The 18,494-nt window shown below is 61.7% G+C and carries 19 protein-coding genes and 1 pseudogene; 9 read left to right on the top strand and 11 right to left on the bottom strand.

Translation table 11 applies throughout. The annotated features are described in order from the left end of the window. Positions 1-41: 41 nt before the first annotated feature. The 7 genes from V1280_RS43140 to V1280_RS43110 all read right to left on the bottom strand — a co-directional run bounded on the left by V1280_RS43140 (position 42) and on the right by V1280_RS43110 (position 6,223). A complete protein-coding gene (locus V1280_RS43140; RefSeq protein WP_334537012.1) occupies positions 42-749 on the bottom strand; it encodes a ribonuclease activity regulator RraA in 708 nt (235 codons plus the stop codon). 27 nt (positions 750-776) lie between these two features. After that, the gene (locus V1280_RS43135; RefSeq protein WP_334537010.1) at positions 777-1,562 is read right to left on the bottom strand and encodes an SDR family oxidoreductase; all 786 of its coding nucleotides are present in this window, start codon (positions 1,560-1,562) and stop codon (positions 777-779) included. A 33-nt stretch (positions 1,563-1,595) separates the two neighbouring features. Continuing rightward, positions 1,596-3,140, bottom strand: a complete 1,545-nt coding sequence (locus V1280_RS43130; protein WP_334537008.1) for a Rid family hydrolase — start codon at positions 3,138-3,140, stop codon at positions 1,596-1,598. Between the two features lie 83 nt (positions 3,141-3,223). After that, positions 3,224-3,949: an amino acid ABC transporter ATP-binding protein gene (locus tag V1280_RS43125; RefSeq protein WP_334537006.1), complete on the bottom strand. Its 726-nt coding sequence runs from the start codon at positions 3,947-3,949 to the stop codon at positions 3,224-3,226. After that, positions 3,927-4,664: an amino acid ABC transporter permease gene (locus tag V1280_RS43120; RefSeq protein ID WP_334537004.1), complete on the bottom strand. Its 738-nt coding sequence runs from the start codon at positions 4,662-4,664 to the stop codon at positions 3,927-3,929. Before V1280_RS43120 ends, V1280_RS43125 begins: the two co-directional genes overlap by 23 nt. 3 nt (positions 4,665-4,667) lie before the next feature. Continuing rightward, positions 4,668-5,366 carry an amino acid ABC transporter permease gene (locus V1280_RS43115; RefSeq protein ID WP_334537002.1) on the bottom strand — a complete coding sequence of 233 codons (699 nt, stop codon included), beginning with the start codon at positions 5,364-5,366 and terminating at the stop codon, positions 4,668-4,670. Positions 5,367-5,398: 32 nt separating this feature from the next. Next, positions 5,399-6,223 (bottom strand): ABC transporter substrate-binding protein, encoded by an 825-nt coding sequence (locus V1280_RS43110; protein WP_334537001.1) that lies wholly within the window; start codon positions 6,221-6,223, stop codon positions 5,399-5,401. Positions 6,224-6,415: 192 nt separating this feature from the next. Between V1280_RS43110 and V1280_RS43105 the strand changes: the two genes are divergently transcribed. The 9 genes from V1280_RS43105 (at position 6,416) to V1280_RS43065 (ending at position 15,805) form a co-directional block, all read left to right on the top strand. Beyond that, on the top strand, positions 6,416-7,366 hold the full coding sequence (locus V1280_RS43105; protein WP_334536999.1) for a LysR family transcriptional regulator: 951 nt from the start codon (positions 6,416-6,418) through the stop codon (positions 7,364-7,366). After that, positions 7,366-8,295 carry a LysR family transcriptional regulator gene (locus tag V1280_RS43100; RefSeq protein WP_334536998.1) on the top strand — a complete coding sequence of 310 codons (930 nt, stop codon included), beginning with the start codon at positions 7,366-7,368 and terminating at the stop codon, positions 8,293-8,295. Before V1280_RS43105 ends, V1280_RS43100 begins: the two co-directional genes overlap by 1 nt. Before the next feature lie 366 nt (positions 8,296-8,661). Next, positions 8,662-9,393: a class II aldolase/adducin family protein gene (locus tag V1280_RS43095; RefSeq protein ID WP_334536997.1), complete on the top strand. Its 732-nt coding sequence runs from the start codon at positions 8,662-8,664 to the stop codon at positions 9,391-9,393. A gap of 43 nt (positions 9,394-9,436) precedes the next feature. Next, the gene (locus V1280_RS43090) at positions 9,437-10,996 is read left to right on the top strand and encodes an ABC transporter substrate-binding protein (protein ID WP_334536996.1); all 1,560 of its coding nucleotides are present in this window, start codon (positions 9,437-9,439) and stop codon (positions 10,994-10,996) included. Next, entirely contained in the window at positions 10,980-11,945 is a 966-nt protein-coding gene (locus V1280_RS43085; protein ID WP_334536995.1) for an ABC transporter permease, read from the top strand. The genes V1280_RS43090 and V1280_RS43085 overlap by 17 nt, the downstream gene beginning before the upstream one ends. Further along, positions 11,942-12,820, top strand: a complete 879-nt coding sequence (locus V1280_RS43080; protein ID WP_334536994.1) for an ABC transporter permease — start codon at positions 11,942-11,944, stop codon at positions 12,818-12,820. Before V1280_RS43085 ends, V1280_RS43080 begins: the two co-directional genes overlap by 4 nt. Then, the gene (locus V1280_RS43075; protein WP_334536992.1) at positions 12,820-13,776 is read left to right on the top strand and encodes an ABC transporter ATP-binding protein; all 957 of its coding nucleotides are present in this window, start codon (positions 12,820-12,822) and stop codon (positions 13,774-13,776) included. The genes V1280_RS43080 and V1280_RS43075 overlap by 1 nt, the downstream gene beginning before the upstream one ends. After that, the gene (locus V1280_RS43070) at positions 13,773-14,759 is read left to right on the top strand and encodes an ABC transporter ATP-binding protein (protein WP_334536991.1); all 987 of its coding nucleotides are present in this window, start codon (positions 13,773-13,775) and stop codon (positions 14,757-14,759) included. The genes V1280_RS43075 and V1280_RS43070 overlap by 4 nt, the downstream gene beginning before the upstream one ends. Before the next feature lie 158 nt (positions 14,760-14,917). Next, positions 14,918-15,805, top strand: a complete 888-nt coding sequence (locus V1280_RS43065; protein WP_334536990.1) for a LysR substrate-binding domain-containing protein — start codon at positions 14,918-14,920, stop codon at positions 15,803-15,805. 114 nt (positions 15,806-15,919) lie between these two features. Here the strand turns inward: V1280_RS43065 and V1280_RS43060 are convergent, their stop codons facing one another. The 4 genes and pseudogenes from V1280_RS43060 to V1280_RS43045 all read right to left on the bottom strand — a co-directional run bounded on the left by V1280_RS43060 (position 15,920) and on the right by V1280_RS43045 (position 18,148). After that, entirely contained in the window at positions 15,920-16,570 is a 651-nt protein-coding gene (locus V1280_RS43060) for an urea amidolyase associated protein UAAP2 (RefSeq protein ID WP_334536989.1), read from the bottom strand. 11 nt (positions 16,571-16,581) lie between these two features. Next, positions 16,582-17,385 (bottom strand): urea amidolyase associated protein UAAP1, encoded by an 804-nt coding sequence (locus V1280_RS43055; RefSeq protein ID WP_334538579.1) that lies wholly within the window; start codon positions 17,383-17,385, stop codon positions 16,582-16,584. Between the two features lie 66 nt (positions 17,386-17,451). Continuing rightward, positions 17,452-17,688 (bottom strand): annotated as a pseudogene (locus V1280_RS43050) (Bug family tripartite tricarboxylate transporter substrate binding protein); the annotation flags it as partial. A gap of 145 nt (positions 17,689-17,833) precedes the next feature. Beyond that, positions 17,834-18,148 carry a hypothetical protein gene (locus tag V1280_RS43045; protein WP_334536988.1) on the bottom strand — a complete coding sequence of 105 codons (315 nt, stop codon included), beginning with the start codon at positions 18,146-18,148 and terminating at the stop codon, positions 17,834-17,836. Positions 18,149-18,494 lie beyond the last annotated feature (346 nt).

The raw sequence follows: 18,494 nt of genomic DNA, 5'->3' as shown, positions 1-18,494 counted from the left end.
CGCAGCGACCCGCGAGGGTTTAAGTTCGACGCCTCGCGTCGTTAACTTCTGGTCGCTTCGTAACGAGCCTTGTTTACGTCGTTTGGCGGGTAAAGACCCGGCAAAGCGGCGCCAGCTTCGACCTCGCTCATGATCCAATTCTCCAACCGCTCTTGTTCAACCGACGCGGCGACCACCTTCTCCAGGAGCGCGGCCGGAATAAGCACTGCACCATCCTGATCGACCACGATGACGTCGTTCGGAAATACCGCGACGCCACCGCAGTCGATAGGTTCCTGCCAGCCGACAAAAGTCAACCCGGCCACGGAGGGCGGCGATGCCGTTCCCTGACACCAGACCGGCAGGCCGGTACCCAGCACGCCCGCAATATCCCGAACAACACCGTCCGTGACAAGCGCTGCAACTCCGCGCTTGTGCATCCGCGCACAGAGAATGTCACCGAAGATTCCAGCATCGGTCACGCCCAGAGCACCCACTATAGCAATGCAGCCCCTTGGCATCGCCTCAATAGCAGCGCGAGTTGAAATGGGTGAGCCCCATGAAGCGGGTGTCGCAAGATCCTCCCGAGCAGGCACGAAGCGGAGGGTGAATGCGCGGCCAACAAGCCGCGGCTGACCTTCCGCTATTGGTCGTGTACCGCGAAGCCACACGTTTCGAAGGCCATGCTTCAGCAGGACCGTCGTAAGCGTTGCCGTAGACACGCCCGAAAGGTCAGCGATGATCTTGTCGTCAAGAGAGTCGATGGTCATGGTTGGTACTTTCAAAGAGAGCGATGATCAGATACTGGCAATGAGGCCGCCATCAATCCGGACGGTCGAGCCAGTGATGTATGATGCGCGAGGGCTTGCAAGGAAGGTCACTACATCTGCGTACTCTTGCGGCTCGCCATACCGTCCCACCGGAATCGATCCCGTGCTTTCGACGGCAATATCCTTGATCGATCGTCCTTCGCGCTCAGCCTTAGCGCCGTCAAGCAGGCGGATGCGATCTGTGGCGATGCGCCCGGGCAAGACGATGTTGCAGGTGACGCCGTCGCGGCCAACTTCCCGTGCCAGCGTTTTCGACCAGCCGACCAGAGACATCCGCAGTGCGTTGGACAGTCCGAGGTTCGCGATTGGTGAAACGACACCCGATGACGTGCTGGTGATGATCCTGCCAAAGCCACGTCGGCGCATTCCCGGAAGGACCCGATCGGTGATCGATACCACTGACAAGACCATGCTCTCGAAATGCTTGCACCAAAGTGCCGCATCCTGTCCATGCGCCGGCGTCGGCGGCGGCCCTCCGGTGTTGTTCACCAGCACGTCAACGGATCCCAGTTCTTTCTCGATCCGGGCGACATGACTGTCTATGCTCGACAGATCTCCAAGATCCCATTGCAGGGCGATCGCGTGCGCGCCCGCTTCTCCAATCGCTTTCGCCGTCATTTCGGCTGCATTCAAATCGATGTCAGCCACGGCAACCCGTACGCCCTCGGCCGCAAGTGTTCGGCCAATTGCGCCACCGAGGCCGCCCCCGCCGCCGAGAACGAGGGCAGTTTTGTTCTTCAGTTGTAAATCCATCTTCTTTCTCTACGATAAATTCGGGGGACTTGATTACGCGCCGCCCGTAACGTCTCCGGCTTCAGCGACAGCATCGACTTCAACACGTACGCCGTTGAGCGCGCATCCGATGGTGGTTCGCACCGGAGCGGCAAGGCCCATCACTTTGGCGTACACCGCGTTGAAGCGCTGAAATTCGCTTATATCCGATAGATACGCCTGGACGCGAACGAGCCGGCTGAAATCGGTGCCGGCGTCTTCCAGAACAAGCCGCAAATTGTTGAGCACCGCGGTGGTCTGCTCCTCAATCGAGTCGCCAAGAATATTTCGCTCGCGATCTCGCGGAACCTGACCTGCTACATAGATCATGCCGCCGGCCTTGCGCCATAGGCTGTAGTGGCCGCCCGTCGACGGGTGCTTGCTCGATTCGGCCAATTGTGGCGTCTCGGGTTGGAGGGAAACTCCGACAGAGGTCGGAATGCGACCGCCTACCGGCGGTCGCCCCGTCAACGCGACAATCGAACGTTCGTTGCCAAGCTGATCGCGATAGCCCCACTGTCCGTCAATGGATCGAACCAGAGCATGGTTGTACAGGTAAGCGGTGGTACACGTGTGCTCTGGGACCAGCAACAGCCGGTCGCCGGTGTCGAGCGTGTCGCAACGGATCACCGTGTGCTCTTCATTCATCAACACGATGTCGCCAACGCCTTGAAAGCGCTGCCGCTGCGGCTTGTCCGGTGAGATCGCCTTGCTGCCGGCATCCAGCGTCGCCGTCCCATTGCGCGTGGAAACTACCGTCGTCAACACAAACCCGGCAGCAACCCAGTTGTGATGCGCAAGTTCCCTCAGGTGCTCCGCGTTCGAATACACCCAGGTACCGGGCGACACATGACGCATCACGGAGCGCGGCCACAGGTCGAACGTGTAGCTGCAGGCTCCGATCGCATCGACGTCGATGCCGTCGCCGCGCAGGCCAGACTGCAGCGTCTCCAGGGTATCGGCGAGCTTTTGCACTTCGACTTTGCGCTCGTCATACGCGCCGCGAATGTGGCCATCGTAGAGATGCCACCCCGCCAGCCGGCCGAGCCGGGCGACCGCGCGCGCGAGTTCGAGCGCGGTCTGGTTCATCGGGACTCCGGTGCGCCCCATCTCAGGGTCGAGGTCGATACGCAGATTGATCGAAGGCGGGGCGCCGTCGAGCAGCCGGGTCCAGACTTCAAGTCCCTTACGGGAATCGACCAAGCCCGTAAGTTCGGCCTTCGGAAATATTGTGGCCAATTCAACAAAGCGGCCGATGTTCTGCGGATTAACGGTCGGGAATGCCCAGGTGACGCGCGTGGCGCCTGCGGCCAGCACCATTTCGACCTCGGTCAACGTACTAGCCTTGAAAGCGTCGACGCCATTCGCCAGCAGTAAGGCGACGAGCCACGCGGCGCGGTGAGTCTTCACATGCGGCATCAGGCGCTCTACGCCGCCACACGCTTGCGCGGTGACCCGTAGATTGTGCAGAACACGGTCTTCCATCACCACAAAGCAAGGTGTTGCGACCGCCGGCACCAGGTCTGCGGCAATTGGGGTGATCATGTTGTGCGTTGTCATGGAATCATCATTGTGGCGCATCGAGGCCGTCTGGCTGGCATGGATTTCATCGGAGGTCGGCTAGGCATCGACGGCGGCCTGACTTAGTGGCGCAAATCGGACAGGAATGCCTGCGCGCGCGGGTGGTTTGGCGATCGAAAGAACGTATGTGGATCGGCGATTTCGAGAATCGCACCGCGATCCATAAACCAGACCCTGTCGCTCACCTCGCGTGCGAATCCCATCTCGTGGGTCACGCACATCATCGTCATGCCGTCTCTCGCGAGCGATTTCATGACGTTGAGAACTTCACCGACCATTTCCGGATCGAGCGCGCTGGTCGGTTCGTCGAACAACATCACAGGGGGCTCCATGGCCAACGCGCGGGCGATCGCAACGCGTTGCTGCTGTCCTCCGGACAACTGCTGCGGATACGAGTTTGCCTTGCTGGCCAATCCCACGCGATCGAGCAGCGCCAAGGCCTGTCGCTTCGCATCCGCGCGGCTCTTGCCGGCCGCCTTGAGCGGCGCCAGGCATATGTTGTCGAGCGCCGACAGATGAGGAAACAGATTGAACTGCTGGAATACGAAGCCGACGCGGGCGCGAAACCGGTTCAGGTTCAACGACGCTTGATGGACACTGGTGCCATCGACCGTGATCTCGCCGCCCTGAATCGCCTCCAGGCGGTTGACAGTACGAATGAGCGTCGACTTGCCCGATCCCGAAGGACCGCATACCACCACCACCTCGCCTCGCTTGACCTCGGCGGTTATATCCACGAGCGCTTGGTATTCGCCATACCATTTATTAACTTTGGAGAACTGTATCATCGATGATGCTCCCGACATTCGGCCTCTTTCCCGAAGCGCGTTGACGCGAGGTGCGCCGTTCGACCAACTGCACACATCGGGTGAGCGCGTAGCACACCGCGAAGTAGGTTAGCGCGAGAATCAAAAACACCTGGAACGGCTGCGTGAGGAGACTGGCATTGATTTGCTGGGCCGAAAACGTCAGCTCCTGGACGCTGATGACATAGCCGATCGACGTGTCCTTCACCGTCGATACGCATTGGCTGAGAATGCTCGGCAGCATGTTGTACAGCGCCTGCGGCAGAATCACGTTACGCATCGTCGATCCGTAACTCAGCCCGAGCGAGCGCGCGGCCTCGGTCTGCCCCTTGGTCATCGAATCGATGCCCGCGCGGACGATCTCGCACAGGTAGGCCGCCTGGTAGATCACCAGCGTGACGACCAAAGCTGTGAACGCGCCGACGACATGGCCGATAAGCCCCGGCACCAGAAAATAACTCCAGAACACCAGCATCACGAGCGGCACGCCGCGCACGAAATAGACGAGGATCGCCGAGGGCACACTGAACGCCCTGTAGGGCGAGACCCGGCACAACGCCAGCAGCACACTGAGCGGAAAGGCGCAAGCAAGAGTGATCAAAGAGAGCACCAGCGTAAGCGCAAGACCGCCGACCGGGCCGTCGGGATATTGCCCGAGCAGCAGGAAATGCGCGTTGTGGATCAGCATGTCGAGCATCGCTCATCTCGCCAGGATGCGGGCGCTGCGCGTGATCGCTGCCCCCACACCCATCAAGCCCAACGAAATGGCCAGGTAAAAGACCGTTCCAACGAGATAGACTTCAAAGGTTCGAAAGGTCTGGTTCTCGATATCACGGATCGTATAGGTGAGCTCGGCAACACCGATCGCCATAGCCAGGCTGGTATTCTTGAAGAGCACCACCGTATGATTGATGAACGGCGGCATTGCTATGCGAAAGCCTTGCGGCAGGATCACGTATCGCATCGACTTCGCAAAGCTCAAACCCAGCGAGCGGGCTGCCTCATGTTGACCCGGCGATACCGCTCGCAGGCCGCTCCTGATGTCCTCCGAGTAGTAGGCCGCCATGCACAGGCCAATGGCAATCGACGCGAAGATGAATTCGCCGCCGTGCGTATTGATCCATGCTTGCGCGCTCTCCGGCAGCAGCGTCGTAAATCCGAAGTACCAGAGGAACAATTGCGCAAGCATCGGCACGTTCTGATGGTATGCAACGTAACTGGCAACGAGACGCTCGATGATCGGGTTATCGGTCGAGCGCAGCGTCGCCATCACCGTGCCGAGCGCCACCGCAAGCACCCAGCTCGTCAACGTCAGCAGCGCTGTGTACTGCACGCCCCAGATGAGGTGTTGCAGATTCTTCGCCGCAAAAACGCTCGAAAAGTCGAGGTGCGCCAACATGAGGTTTCCTCATTACCGGGACGGCTTAAAGGTCAGCCTTTGATCGGTTCAATCTTGAAATCGCGGTGCATCCGATAGATCGTGCTGGGGCCAAGCCACTTATCGAATATCTGCTCGGCCTCGCCGGATTTTTCCATTCCGTCCAGCGCGTTGCTGACCGCATCGAGCAAAGCCTGCTCCCCCTTCTTGATCCCTAATCCCCAGTATTCGCGACCTACCGGCGGCGACAGCGCTTCGACATTGATGTCATTTCCGAGTTTGGCGGCAAAGCGGTGCATGATGGGTTCGGTAACGACAAAGCCATTGACCTTGCCTTGCACCATGGCCAAGAACGCGGACGGCGAGTCGTCATAGCTGATGAGTTGCACGCTCGGCATGACCTGACCCATTATCGCGATGTTGCTGGAGCCTTTGATTGTGCTGACGCGCTTGCCCTCGAGATCATCCCGCACCTTGAACGGACTGCCGATCTTCACCGCGATGACCTGCTTGGCGACGTAGTACTGATGCGTGAATGCGAGTTGCTCGGCCCGCGCGGACGAGTAGCCGAGCACCGCGGCCAGGACGTCGACACGGCCTTGCTGCAGTTCAGGAATGCGCGCCTCCATCGACACCACCTGCAACACAGGTTTGACGCCCAGTGCCTTGGCGACGCCCTTGCAGTAATCGACGTCGTAACCGACGATTTCGCGTGACGCCGGATCCTGGAAGCCGAATGGCTCGAAATTGGCCAGTACTCCGCACACCAGCGTTCCGCGCGCCGTGATGTCCGCGAGTTCATCGGCCCGTACGGCGCCCGAAAGGTGGGCGATGGCGAGTCCGAGCAATGCTGCGGTGAGTTTGTTGGACGATGTCATGTGAGCTCCATCGATAGGGTGCTTCGAGATGCAACTGCGAACGTTTGAGATGCTCGATCGGTATTGCGGAGACTTGGAGGTAAACCTGGAAAGCGACTTCAAGCTCATATTCTTGGTTGAGCGGGATTGAAAATAAAGAGATATTTATGCATCATTTTACATTCCAAAATGAGATCGATCTCAGAGGGCAGCTTGGCGCACCAAATCACTTTCCTGCAACTCGAGGCACTGGTTGCTATTGCGGACATGGGTTCGTTTGAGGCCGCCGGCCGCAAGCTCGGCAGCGTTCAGTCCGGCGTCTCGCGCCACGTTCGCGAGCTGGAGCGGCAATTCCCGAAGCCGTTATTCGATCGCGGCTCGCGATCGGCACGCTTAACCGTCGACGGCCTCGAAGTCCTCGCGCAAGCGCGTGCGATTCTGCAGCAACGCGATGTCATGGTCAGTCAGTACGTGAGTAAGAAGATACTGCGGCGGTCGTTGCGGTTGGGCGTGACTGAGCTCGCGGCGCTAACCTGGCTGCCTGCCTTCATCGATGCCCTGCGTTCGACCTACCCGCTGGTGGATGTCGAACTGGAGGTGGGCGGCGTCGCGGCAGATCTCTACGAAAAGCTCAGACTGGCGCAGCTGGATTTGGCAATCGTGCCGGACGCGCCTCGCTGGACCGACATCTTGAGATTCCCGCTCGCCAGTGTGCGTAACGGCTGGTATTGCAGTCCAGCGTTCAGCCTGAAGCGACGCAGGCTTGCCGTGTCGGAGCTCGGCCAGCTGACGTTGCTGTCGCAGTCTGCCGACTCTGCAGCCGGACATGAAATGAGCAAGTGGCTCGAGCGCAACGGCGTGCAACCGCGCAACATCCTGACCTGCAATAGCTTCGCAGCACTTGGCGGCATGGCCAGCGCCGGGCTGGGCATCGCCTGTCTACCGAACGCCATCTCCGGCGAACTCGTGACGCTGGGTCTGTTGCGCGAAGTCCAGGTAGCGCCTGTAATGCCACCCGTGCGCTATGTCGCCGTCGCGCGGCACGACGCGTTGACACCGTTCCACCGCAGGATCATTACGCTCGCGCGCGCGACGTGCAATTATCGGACGCGCTATCAGGACGCCGCCACACGCGAAGCGCTGGCGGAAAAGGCTGAATTGTGATGCTGACGGTCAAGCAGATCGAGACGTTCTACTGGGTAGCTAAGCTTGGTACCATTCAGCGGGCAGCAGACAAGCTCCACATCACGCAATCCGCGGCAACCAAGCGCTTGCAGGATGTCGAAGCGAAGTCAGCTGCACGTCTATTCGAAGGGAGTGGCAAGAAAGCGAGATTATCCGCGAAAGGGCACGAATTGTTCGCGCTGTGCGAGGGATTGTTGGACAGCATTGGACGACTGCAGGCCTACCAGGACACTAATCGGCGTGTGGTACGTGTGCTGCACATCGGCCTGACCGAACTGGTTGCCCTGACCTGGTTCCCGGCGTTCTTGCAGCAGATGCGTGATTTCTTTTCGAATGTTATCCTGCAACCACATGTCGACACGTCCGGGCCGATGCTAGAACAAGTAATCGATGGACGCCTCGATCTCGCTATCCTGCCCGAGCCAGAGCTCCCCGCCTCGGCCGCGCGGGTGTCTCTCGGAAGTGCTCGCTTCGCCTGGTTCTGCCGCCCTGGCACGTTCGACAACAAGCGAACGATCCCGTTGCGCGAATTTGGTACCGTTCCCGTCATCGAGCAGGCTCCCAAGTCCATCAGTACAATTTTGAGCTCAAGAGGCCTCGAAAGTGCGGGCGTCGATCCCGAGCGTATTTGTGGCGGCAACAATGCGGTCGTCGTGGGCGGTCTGGTGGCAGCCGGGGTTGGCGTGAGCATGCTGCCGGTAGATCTTTTCACACAGCAAATCCAGAGCGGGCTTATGCAAGTGGTGACAACCGATCCACCGACACCGGCGGTTCGATACGACGCGGTTTTCTTGAAGCAGTCACATTCTGCGCTGGGGTATATGGTTGCCGAGGTTGCACGGCGTTGCTGCGACTTCAGGTCAGGCGCACAGCAACCGATAGCGGGTCGATCGCAACGAACCGAATAGCCGGTCACTTGCGTCGACTCGGATTTGTGATGAACGGGCTGGATATTTTTTGAGTATGAACACCGCCCCGCTCGCAGGATTATATCGCCGTAACGTTTGAACGAGGCGCTCCGCCGTGCCGATGCGCGGAGAAGATGGGGCGTCAGGGGTCGTCGCCAGCCGGCACGGAGCAACTCCACTTACTCCACAGTGTTTAAGTGTAATAGGGCTATGAGATTTAATGATTTGACTCGTTCAGCGGCGCGCCCCCTCATGCCTCAAGTATTCTCAGCGACGACAAGCTTCATGTAGACGAGCGCGCTCTTGGTGCGGAAAGGGCAAACTCAGACATGTCGTTTGATCGGCAGCGATCTTACTAGAGAAGGTATGATGTCGATCACCAATGAACTCGACTATAGGCGCGATCTTGCCGCCCTCTTCCGCGCTCTGGGCCGGATGGGCATGAATGAGCAAATCGCCAACCACAACAGCTTCATGTTACCTGGAAGCGATGATCTGTTCCTGATCAACCCGCGCGGCCTCCATTTTAAAGAGATCACCGCCAGCAGCCTCATCCTGTGTAACATGGATGGCGAGGTGGTGGAGGGTGATGGCGAGCTGCGCAAGGTCGCCTTCCATATCCATGTCGGCATCCACCGCATGCACCCACAGGCCCGCTGTATCCTACACGTCCATCCGCAGTACCTGACCGGCCTGTCTATGGCCAAGCGTGGGCGCATGGAGCTCGCACATCAGAACAGCCTCGCGCTATGTGACCGCATTGCCTACGACGAAGTGCACAACGGTCCGGTGCTGAATGACGATGAGGGCGTCCGTATCGCACGCCTGCTGGGTGACAAGACCATCCTGCTGATGGGTAACCACGGGGTCACGGTCGTCGGCCCCTCCATTCACGATGCCTTCGATGAGCTCTACATGGCCGAGCGCACGGCGATGTACCAGATGACAGCGCAGAGCGCTGGCCTTGAGCTGCAGCACTTGGACGACAGTTTGCGCTACCGCTGGAACGGCGCCTGGAGTGAGCGCTTCGACGCTCGCAGCCATCTCGATGCTTGGCGCCGCATCTTGGACCGCGAAGAGCCCGACTACGCCAACTGAGACATTCCAAACCCCTCATCCCCTTTCTTTGGAGGCGCGCCCTGTGAAGATCCTAGCTGTTAATCGCCGCACGCTGCTCGTCGGTGTCGCCGGTGCCGCTGCGAGCACCGTCCTTGGTCGCCCGGCCTTTGCGCAGAAGGCAGGCGGTGAGGCGATTGTTGCGCAACAGGCCGCGCCCGCGACGTTGGATGCCATGACGACATCGCTGCAAGCGGCGCGCAACATCTCGATGCATATATTCGAGACGCTGTACACGCGTGGCGAGAGCGGCAGCGTCATCTCGGCCCTGGCCTCCGACTGCACGGCCAGCCCGGCCTTCGACAGCTTTACTTTCCACCTGCGCCAGGGCGTGCCATTCCACAACGGCAAGGAGATGACTTCTGCCGACGTGAAAGCCTCGCTGGAGCGCTACCAGAAGGTTGGCGGCTCCGCTCAGATCCTGAAGAGCGTCTCCTCCATCGAGGCACCGGACAAGTACACCATCGTGGTGAAGCTAAACCAGGCAGTGCCGGGCTTCCTCAGCTTCATCAGCAGCCCGCGCGCACCTATGGTGGTGATGCCGGCCGAAGAGGCGGCGAAGGAGGTCAACAAGGCCGCGCTGATCGGCACCGGCCCCTATCAGTTCGTGGAGTACCGTCCTGATAGCCACGTGCTTCTGAAGCGCTTCGCCAACTACGCGGCGGACGACAGGTTCGCAGGCCCCGACGGCTTCGGCGGCAAGAAGACGGCCTATCTGGAAGCCATCCGCTTCCGTTTCATGCCGGAGTCGAGCGCGCGCGCTGCTGCCCTCCAGGCAGGCGAGGTGCATGCGCTGGAGCAGCTTGCGACCACCGATGCCAAGCGCCTGAAGTCCAATGCCTCGGTGAATCTCTACGAGATGACCCCCTGGGCCATCCAGACCTTTTTTCTTAACGCCAACGAGGCGCCGACCAACAACGTAAAGTTCCGCCAGGCGGTGCTGGCCGCCCTCGGCACGGAAGAGATTATGGCCATCGCCACCGACAATCTCTACCGTCTGGTTCCGAGCTGGCAGTATCCGGGCTCCGACTACTTCACCGAGGAGCAGGATCCAAACCTCTACAATGTCAACAATGCCGACCGTGCACACAGCCTGCTGAAGGAGGCCGGCTACAAGGGCGAGCCCTTCACCCTGCTGACCGACAACTCCTACAAGAACGACAACGATGCCTCGGTGATCGCCAGCCAGCACCTGCAAGCCGTCGGCATCAACGTCAAGCTGCAGGTGGCCGATTGGCCGACCGTCGTCGCCGCGCGCACCAAGCCCACGGGCTGGAACATGTTCCCCATCTTCATCGGCGTTGAGCCGTGGGAAGGCCCCTTCTCCACCACCACGTTCTTCACCGGCCAGAACAATTGGCAGATGAAGCAAGACCCTGTGCTGGACGCGCTTTCCGTCAAACTGAGCACGGCGCCCACGAAAGAGGCGCAGAAGCAGGCCTTCGCTGAGTTCCAGCACCACTTGATGGAGCAGGCCTACGCCATTAATCTGGGTGAACTCGGCATCTACCAGGCCACTCGCGCCAATCTCACTGGCTATCGCCCCTTCCGCATCCCGCGGATGTGGGATGTTTCCTTTACCTGAGAGAGAAGAAGTGCGCGAACTACTCCTAAAGCGCGCAGCGAGCGGAGTGGTGGTCCTCCTGCTGGTTTCGGTAATCGCCTTCCTCCTGGTGGCGATGGTGCCCGGCGATGCCGCCTCGGCCATCGCCGGCACCGGCGCCAGCGAGGCGGAGCTGCAGCGGGTCCGAGCGAGCCTTGGCCTCGACCAGTCCATTCTGGTGCAGGCGACGCGCTGGTACTCGAACGTGCTGGTAGGCGACTTCGGTCAGTCGGTGCTGCTCAACCGACCGGTCGCTTCCGCCATCCTTGAACGCCTGCCAGTCACCCTCTCTCTCACCTGCTATGCGCTGTTGCTGGCGCTGCTGCTCGGCATTGGCGCCGGGGTGGCGGCGGCGCTGCGCCCTGGCAGCAGGCTCGACCACGGCGTGATGACGACCGCGCTGCTAGGCCTCTCCCTGCCCGACTTCTGGCTTGGTCTGGTCGGCATCTATGTCTTCGCTGTCTCGCTCGGCTGGTTTTCCACCGGCGGCTACGTGCCACTGACGGAACACCCGCTGGGCTGGCTACGCACGACGACCCTGCCCGCCATCAGCCTGGCGATCACGCAGCTCGGGCTCATCGCGCGCATGACGCGCGCCAACATGATCGAGGTGCTGAGCCAGGACTATATCCGCACGGCGCGGGCCAAGGGCCTGCCGGCGGGCGTGATCGTGTTCAAGCACGCGCTGCGCAATATCGCCGTTCCGCTGCTCACGGTGCTCGGCATCGTTATCGGCGTGTTGTTCAGCGGCGCGGTGGTGATCGAGTCCATTTTCTCCGTGCCCGGCGTTGGCCGGTTGATCATCGGGGCCGTCCAGTCGCGCGACCTGCCGGTAATCCAGGGCGGCGTGCTGTTCGTCGGTGCATTCATGGTGTTGGTGAACTTGGTGATTGATATGTTGTGCACTGTCCTGGACCCGCAGATGCGATGAGCACGGCGCTCACCACATCCCTGCCTGCGGGCCCGAGGCGGGCCGGCCTTGGCCGCCGCTTGCTGCGGCACCGGCTTCTCGTCATCGGTGCCGCGGTTCTGACCGTCGTCCTCGCGGCAACCTTGCTCGCCGACTACCTGGCCCCTTTCGCGCCGCTGAAGAACGACTTCCGCTACCGCTTGGGCGCGCCCAATGGCGTGCATCCATTGGGAACCGACAGCTTCGGGCGCGACGTGCTCAGCCGCATCCTGTATGGCGGGCGCACCTCCCTCACCATAGGCGCGCTGACTGTGCTGGCCTCCACGGTCGTCGGACTGATCATCGGGATCGCCGCCGGATATTTTTCGCGGCTGGATAACCCGCTGATGCGGGTACTGGATGCGCTGATGGCGTTCCCCGGCGTGCTGCTGGCCATTGCGTTGGCCTCCGTGCTCGGCCCCTCGCTTCATAACGTCGTGCTGGCGATGACGGTGACCTATTCGCCGCGCACCGCTCGAATCGTGCGCGCGGCGGTGATGCAAGTGCGCAGGCGAGAATACATCGACGCCGCCCTCGTGGTTGGCGCCGGGCATTTCTGGATCATCCGCCGCCATATCCTGCCGAACATCGTCTCGCCCATGGTGGTGCAGATGACGTTCATCTTCGCCATGGCGATCCTGGCCGAGGCGGTGCTGAGCTTTGTCGGCGTCGGCCTGCCGCCACCAACCCCAAGCTGGGGCAACATCATTGCCGATGGGCGCGACTATATCCCAACGGCGCCGTGGGTTTCGTTGTTCCCCGGCATCGCCGTCGCACTGACGGTGCTGAGCGTGAACCTGATGGGCGATGGCTTGCGCGACGAGCTGGACCCGCGCATGCGGATGGATGGGCGGTAATGGCCGATCCTGTTCTGAAGGTCGAGGAACTCTCGGTCTGCGCCGGCCGCACTCCGATCCTAGACCGCGTCTCCTTCGAGATCGGCGCCGGTGAGGTGGTGAGCCTGGTGGGAGAATCCGGCTCCGGTAAAAGCATGATCGCGCTTTCGATCATGCGTCTGTTGGCGCCGCCTGTGCGCATCATGGGTGGCTCTGTTCGGTTCAACGGCCGCGATCTTGTCGCGCTGAACGAGAAGGCGCTGCGCCGCATCCGCGGCCGCGAGGTAGCGATGGTGTTCCAGGAGCCAATGAGTTCGCTGAACCCGGTGCTCACCATCGGTGACCAGATCATGGAAGTGCTGGTGCGCCAGGGCGGTCTCTCGCGCACGGCCGCTCACCGCCGGGCGGTGGAACTGCTGGAGCGGGTGCAGATCTCCGCCGCCACCCGCCGGATGGCGGATTACCCCGCGCACCTCTCCGGCGGCATGCGTCAGCGGGTGATGATCGCCATCGCGCTGGCCTGCGACCCTGCGCTGCTGATCGCCGACGAGCCGACCACAGCGCTCGACGTCACGGTGCAGGCTCAGATCCTCGATCTGCTGCGCGACCTCAACAAGCAGTCCGGCACTGCCGTACTGATGATCACGCATGATCTCGGCGTGGTGGCCGAGTTCTCTCACCGCGTGGTGGTGCTCTATGCTGGACGCGTGGCTGAGCGAGCTGGGGTGGAGGCGCTGTTCGCCGCGCCTCGGCACCCCTATACACGCGGACTGTTGGCCGCCATGCCTGCGCTAGACGGGCCGCCGCGCCTGCCCGTGCCCATTCCCGGCAGCGTGCCGCCGCTGGATGCCATGCCGATTGGCTGCCGCTTCAGCCCACGCTGCCACCTTGCCGATTCACGCTGCGCGGTCGAGCAACCCCCACTAGAATTACGCGCGCCCGGCCAGGAGAGCGCCTGCTGGCGGAGCCCGCTATGACTGACCCCGTTCTGCTTCGCGCCGAGGGCCTGACCCATCATTTCGGCGGCCACCGAACCCTGTTCGGCCCACGCAAGCCGCCGCTACGCGCTGTAGATGGGGTGGACTTGGAGGTCATGCGCGGCGAGACGCTGGGCATCGTCGGCGAGAGCGGCTGCGGCAAGAGCACCGTGGGCCGGCTGCTGGTGCGACTGCTGGAGGCCACCTCCGGCCGCATTACCTTTGACGGGCAGGAGATCACCAACCTCAGCGGCCACGCGCTGCGCCATGTTCGGCGGCAACTTGGGATGGTGTTCCAGGATCCATTCGCCTCACTCGATGGCCGCATGCGGGTCGGCGATATCATCGCCGAACCCCTGGACATCCATGCTGTCGCGCGCGGCGCCGAGCGAGCCCGGCGCGTAGCTGAACTACTGGAGCTGGTCGGCCTGCCCGCCAGCGCGGCGGAGCGTCTGCCGCATGAGTTCTCCGGTGGCCAGCGCCAGCGCATCGGCATCGCCCGCGCGATCTGCCTGCAGCCGCGCTTCGTAGTGCTGGACGAGGCGGTCTCGGCGCTCGACGTCTCTATCCAGGCGCAGGTGCTGCAATTGTTGGCCGAACTGCAACAGCGCCTTGGCCTCACCTATCTCTTCATCACGCACAACATGGCCGTTGTTCACAATGTTGCGGACCGCATCGCGGTGATGTACCTGGGCCGGGTCGTTGAGCTGGCGCCGGCGGAGGAGCTGTTCCGCAATCCGCGTCATCCTTACACCCAGGCGTTGTTGTCCGCCGTGCCGGTGCCAGACCCGGCGCGCAAGCAACGGCGTGTTGTGCTGCGCGGGGACGTGCCAAGCCCGCTGGCGCCACCCCCCGGTTGCCACTTCCACACGCGCTGCCCGCGCGCGGGAGCGATCTGCGCCCAGGTGGAGCCGCCGACGGTCACCACCGCCCCCGGCCATGTCGCCGTCTGCCACTTCGCCACACAAGCTGCGGCGGCCTAAGCCATGGCCGCGACATGCTATCTAAGTACAAGGACACGGCGGAAGGTGGACTTGCGGTGAATGCCGTGGAATGCTGAATGGGCGAGAACGTTTTCCGCCATGCCGTAGCGCTAGATTGAACGGACACCATGCGACGAGGCGTACCGAGCCTTACATCGTTGCAGGCCTTCGAGGCGGCGTCGCGCCATGAAAGCTTTTCCCGCGCGGCAGACGAGTTGTCGCTGACACAAGGGGCCATCAGCCGTCAGATCGCAGAGCTGGAAGCGCTGCTTGGCGTTCAGCTGTTCGAGCGGGTGCGCAACGGCGTGATGCTCACCGCGCGCGGCGTCGAATATGCGAGGCGTGTTCGGCTGAACCTGGACCAGCTGCGGCGCGACACGCGAGACATCATGAAGCCGGGTCCCGAAGTACGCCTCGAGATCGCGGTAGGGCTAAGCTTCTCGGTGCAGTGGCTCATCCCGCGCTTGCCGCAGTTCCATGCCAGCTATCCCAATATCGTCCTGCATCTCTCTGCGCGGGACCAACCCAGCTTCTTCGAGAACTTCGACTTCGACGCCTCCATCCACTTCGACGTCCGCCCGGTGCCCGGGCTATGTTGCGATATGCTACTCGACAACGACGTGTTGGTGCCAGTGAGCAGCGCAGCCTTCGCAGCAAAGTGCGGGGGTGGGAATAGCAACGCGCTCCGGCTCGGGCCATTCATCCACACCCGCGATCTGCCCGATGCCTGGAGCAACTGGTTTGACACCGTGCTGGGCGAGGAGGAGCCGGACCTGCCGGCGCACAGCTACGATATGTATGTCATGGCGATCCGCGCTGCGGAGGCTGGGATCGGCATCGCCCTGCTGCCACGCATCCTCATCGAGCCAGAGCTGGAAAGCGGACGGCTAGTGCAGCTACATTCCTGCACGGTGCAAAATCCCTACCGGATTTATCTCGCCTATCCGGAGCAAAAGCGGGGACAACCGCGGCTAGAGGCCTTTCGCTCCTGGCTGCTGGGCTCGGTGAGGGCCTATGCCTTACAGACGCCGAAACAGGTGGGCTGAGGGGACCGACGCCAAATCTGCGGCGCGCGAGCCTAATCCGATTGGAGGGCCGGACGACACGCGCAGACGATCGCGGAACGCCTCGTGGAAAATACCGCAAGCCCGTCAAGCCAGTTAAAATCGGTCCTGATCCCAGATCATTACCCTGATCGGCGTCGGATTAGATCCGTTACAGGGATTGTTGACCTGCGGACAGTTCGAGATCACGAAAATCGCGTCCATGTCCATGGTAATATCGACATAATTTCCGGGAGCGGAAATACCGTCGACCACGGTGAACTTGCCGTCGGGTTCGATCGGCACGTTCATGAAGAAATTGAGGTTCGCGACGATGTCGCGCTTGGTCAGTCCGTATTTCGACAGTTCCAGAATGAAGTTTTCACGGCAGGCGTGCTGGTATTTGGTGGCCTCGCCGAACCGCACCGCGTTACTTTCGCACGAGCAGCATCCGGCCGAGCTGTCATGCCGGCCGCAGGAATCCGCGGTGATACGCGCCATGACCCGGCCCTTGTTCGAGACCAGCCGCGTGCCGAGTTCGATATAGGCCGCCCCCTGCGTTCGCAGCGTGTCCTGCGTGCTGTAACGCTCGGCCGGATCAGCGGCGCAATACAACAATGCATCGACCGCCTGCTGTCCTTCACTGTCGATGATCCGCAGCGTCTGTCCGCGCTTCAGCACCTGCGACCAAGGCCGTTCCGCAGGGATATCGCTGATACAGATGGCTTTCAAGATGTCGCGCGGCGATGATTCCATGGGAGCGATCATCGGTTCTCTCCTCAGGCGTAAAGGCGCTCGGTGAATTCGAAGGCACGCACGACCTCGGGCGAACCAGTCCAGCAAGGGTCATCGTCCGCGGCCGGCGCAACGCGATGGCGAACCAGCATGACCGGTCGCGCGGCCGACGGACGGGCCGGATCGAGCGGGTGCGCGCAGTTCGACAGTACCAGGATCGCGTTCATCTCCGCACGCAGATCGACGAAATCCCCCGGCCGCTTGCGGCTTTGGCTCCAGATAAACCGGCCATTCGGATCGAGCGAGACCGGAGAGAAGAACGTCACGCAGGGCGGTATGTCGCGCACGCCGAGTCCGATCTTCGCGGCGCCGGCAACGAAGTTCTCCTGGGTATTGCGCGTGGTCGCGCCGTAGGCCGCCAAGGTCGAAGCCGGCGTCGATCCACCGACCAGAATGTCGTGGGCGCCGCTGGTATCTTCGATCAACGAGAACAATACCCGTCCCATATCCGACAGGATGGCCCGCCCCTTTGAAAGGGCGGCACTCCATTGCACCTTGACGGTATCGGCGCAATTGATCCGCTCCGACGTATCCTCGTCGCGCCAGCCGATCATGGAGATGCTGGACAGGCCGGACGAGTCGATGATCCGCAACGCCTCGCCGCGCCGCAACCGGGCGATGGTGTACCAGCCGGCCGGGACTTCTTCGCGACTGATGATGGCACCCGGAGCAATCGGCGCGCCGCCCAGCGCCGTCGGAGCCGGCAGCGCCTTCGGTGTCGCTTCCTGTCCGCGTATCTCTCCGATGCTCTGCAGCCGTCGAGCGTCGCCGAGGAGGACGATGAACACCGGAGCGTTTGCGAGTCTTGCGGTGCGCGGGCGAAACGCCTCCGTGGCGCATGATTGCAGCTTTCGCGGGTTCGCCTTGGCATAGGCGATGAAGTCCTGGATTGTCTTCACGGGATGTTTATTGCTGACGACGACAAGAGAGGGAAGGTTCACCGTCCGCGCAATCGGCGCAAAATCCGTCAATGGGTCGTAGGGCACCTGCTTGAAGAGGCTCTTGATCGCAGACTGGATGGTGTTGGTGGAGAATAGCAACGTGTAGCCGTCAGCCCTTGCCCGCGCGACGCTGGCTGCGCCGATCATCCCGTTCGCGCCCGCCTGTCACAGCGCGCGTCGGATAGCTCGACGCCAGGGCATCTACGGCAGCCCCGCCAAAAATTGTGGCCGCCATGATTAGCTGAGCGAACCGAAGGAGCTGCGCTCGTTTTTGCAAGTCGATCATTTCGGCACCTTATGAGATGGCACAAAGCAAGCAAGGTTGTTGGGACGCGTTAACGTCCCCGGTCAGACCGTGAACAAGGAGATCGCCCGTCCCCTCTTCGAGTTTCAGCGACAAACAGCTTTCGGCCGAGGTGTCGTCAGGGTAACCAAGACCGGTGGGCAGCGGGCCGATCAGACCGGCAATTTGGCCGCGCGCAAAGTTGAGGGAGATCCCATCGAGCGCGTTGACGCTGCCGAAGCGCATCGAGATGTTCGACACCTGCAAGAGCGGCGCGGCCGCCGCGGCGGCAGCGATCGAGTCAGGTCTGGCATGAATGAGACCCATTATTCCTCCCGTTTCCCCGTCCGCATGTTCCGTCGCGCGAGCGATCGGCCTGGGACTCGTTCTTGTCGTCAAACATCGCCGAAACGACGAACCCGGCACATTCGCGTTGACGAATGTCGGTAGGCCGCAGCACGCTAGACTACACCCTCTATACCGCGCCCTCACTTCGCTGCCGAGCGCTTTGGTTTCATGACGCCATGAATTTAACTCATTCAGCGTTGGAGGCGACGCGCTGCCTGGCACTGCGGAACGTTTGATTTGCCGCTGCCGCGATGGCTCTGCCGTTGAGCCGCGAAGAGGATCGTTGTCGCACCGAGCCGTCTGGAGCTTGCCGCGTTCTCTTGCC

This window comes from Bradyrhizobium sp. AZCC 2230 (genome assembly GCF_036924495.1).
Lineage (GTDB): Bacteria > Pseudomonadota > Alphaproteobacteria > Rhizobiales > Xanthobacteraceae > Bradyrhizobium > Bradyrhizobium rifense.
The sequence above is the reverse complement of the archived record's forward strand: the minus strand, read 5'-3'. Positions and strand labels throughout refer to the sequence as shown.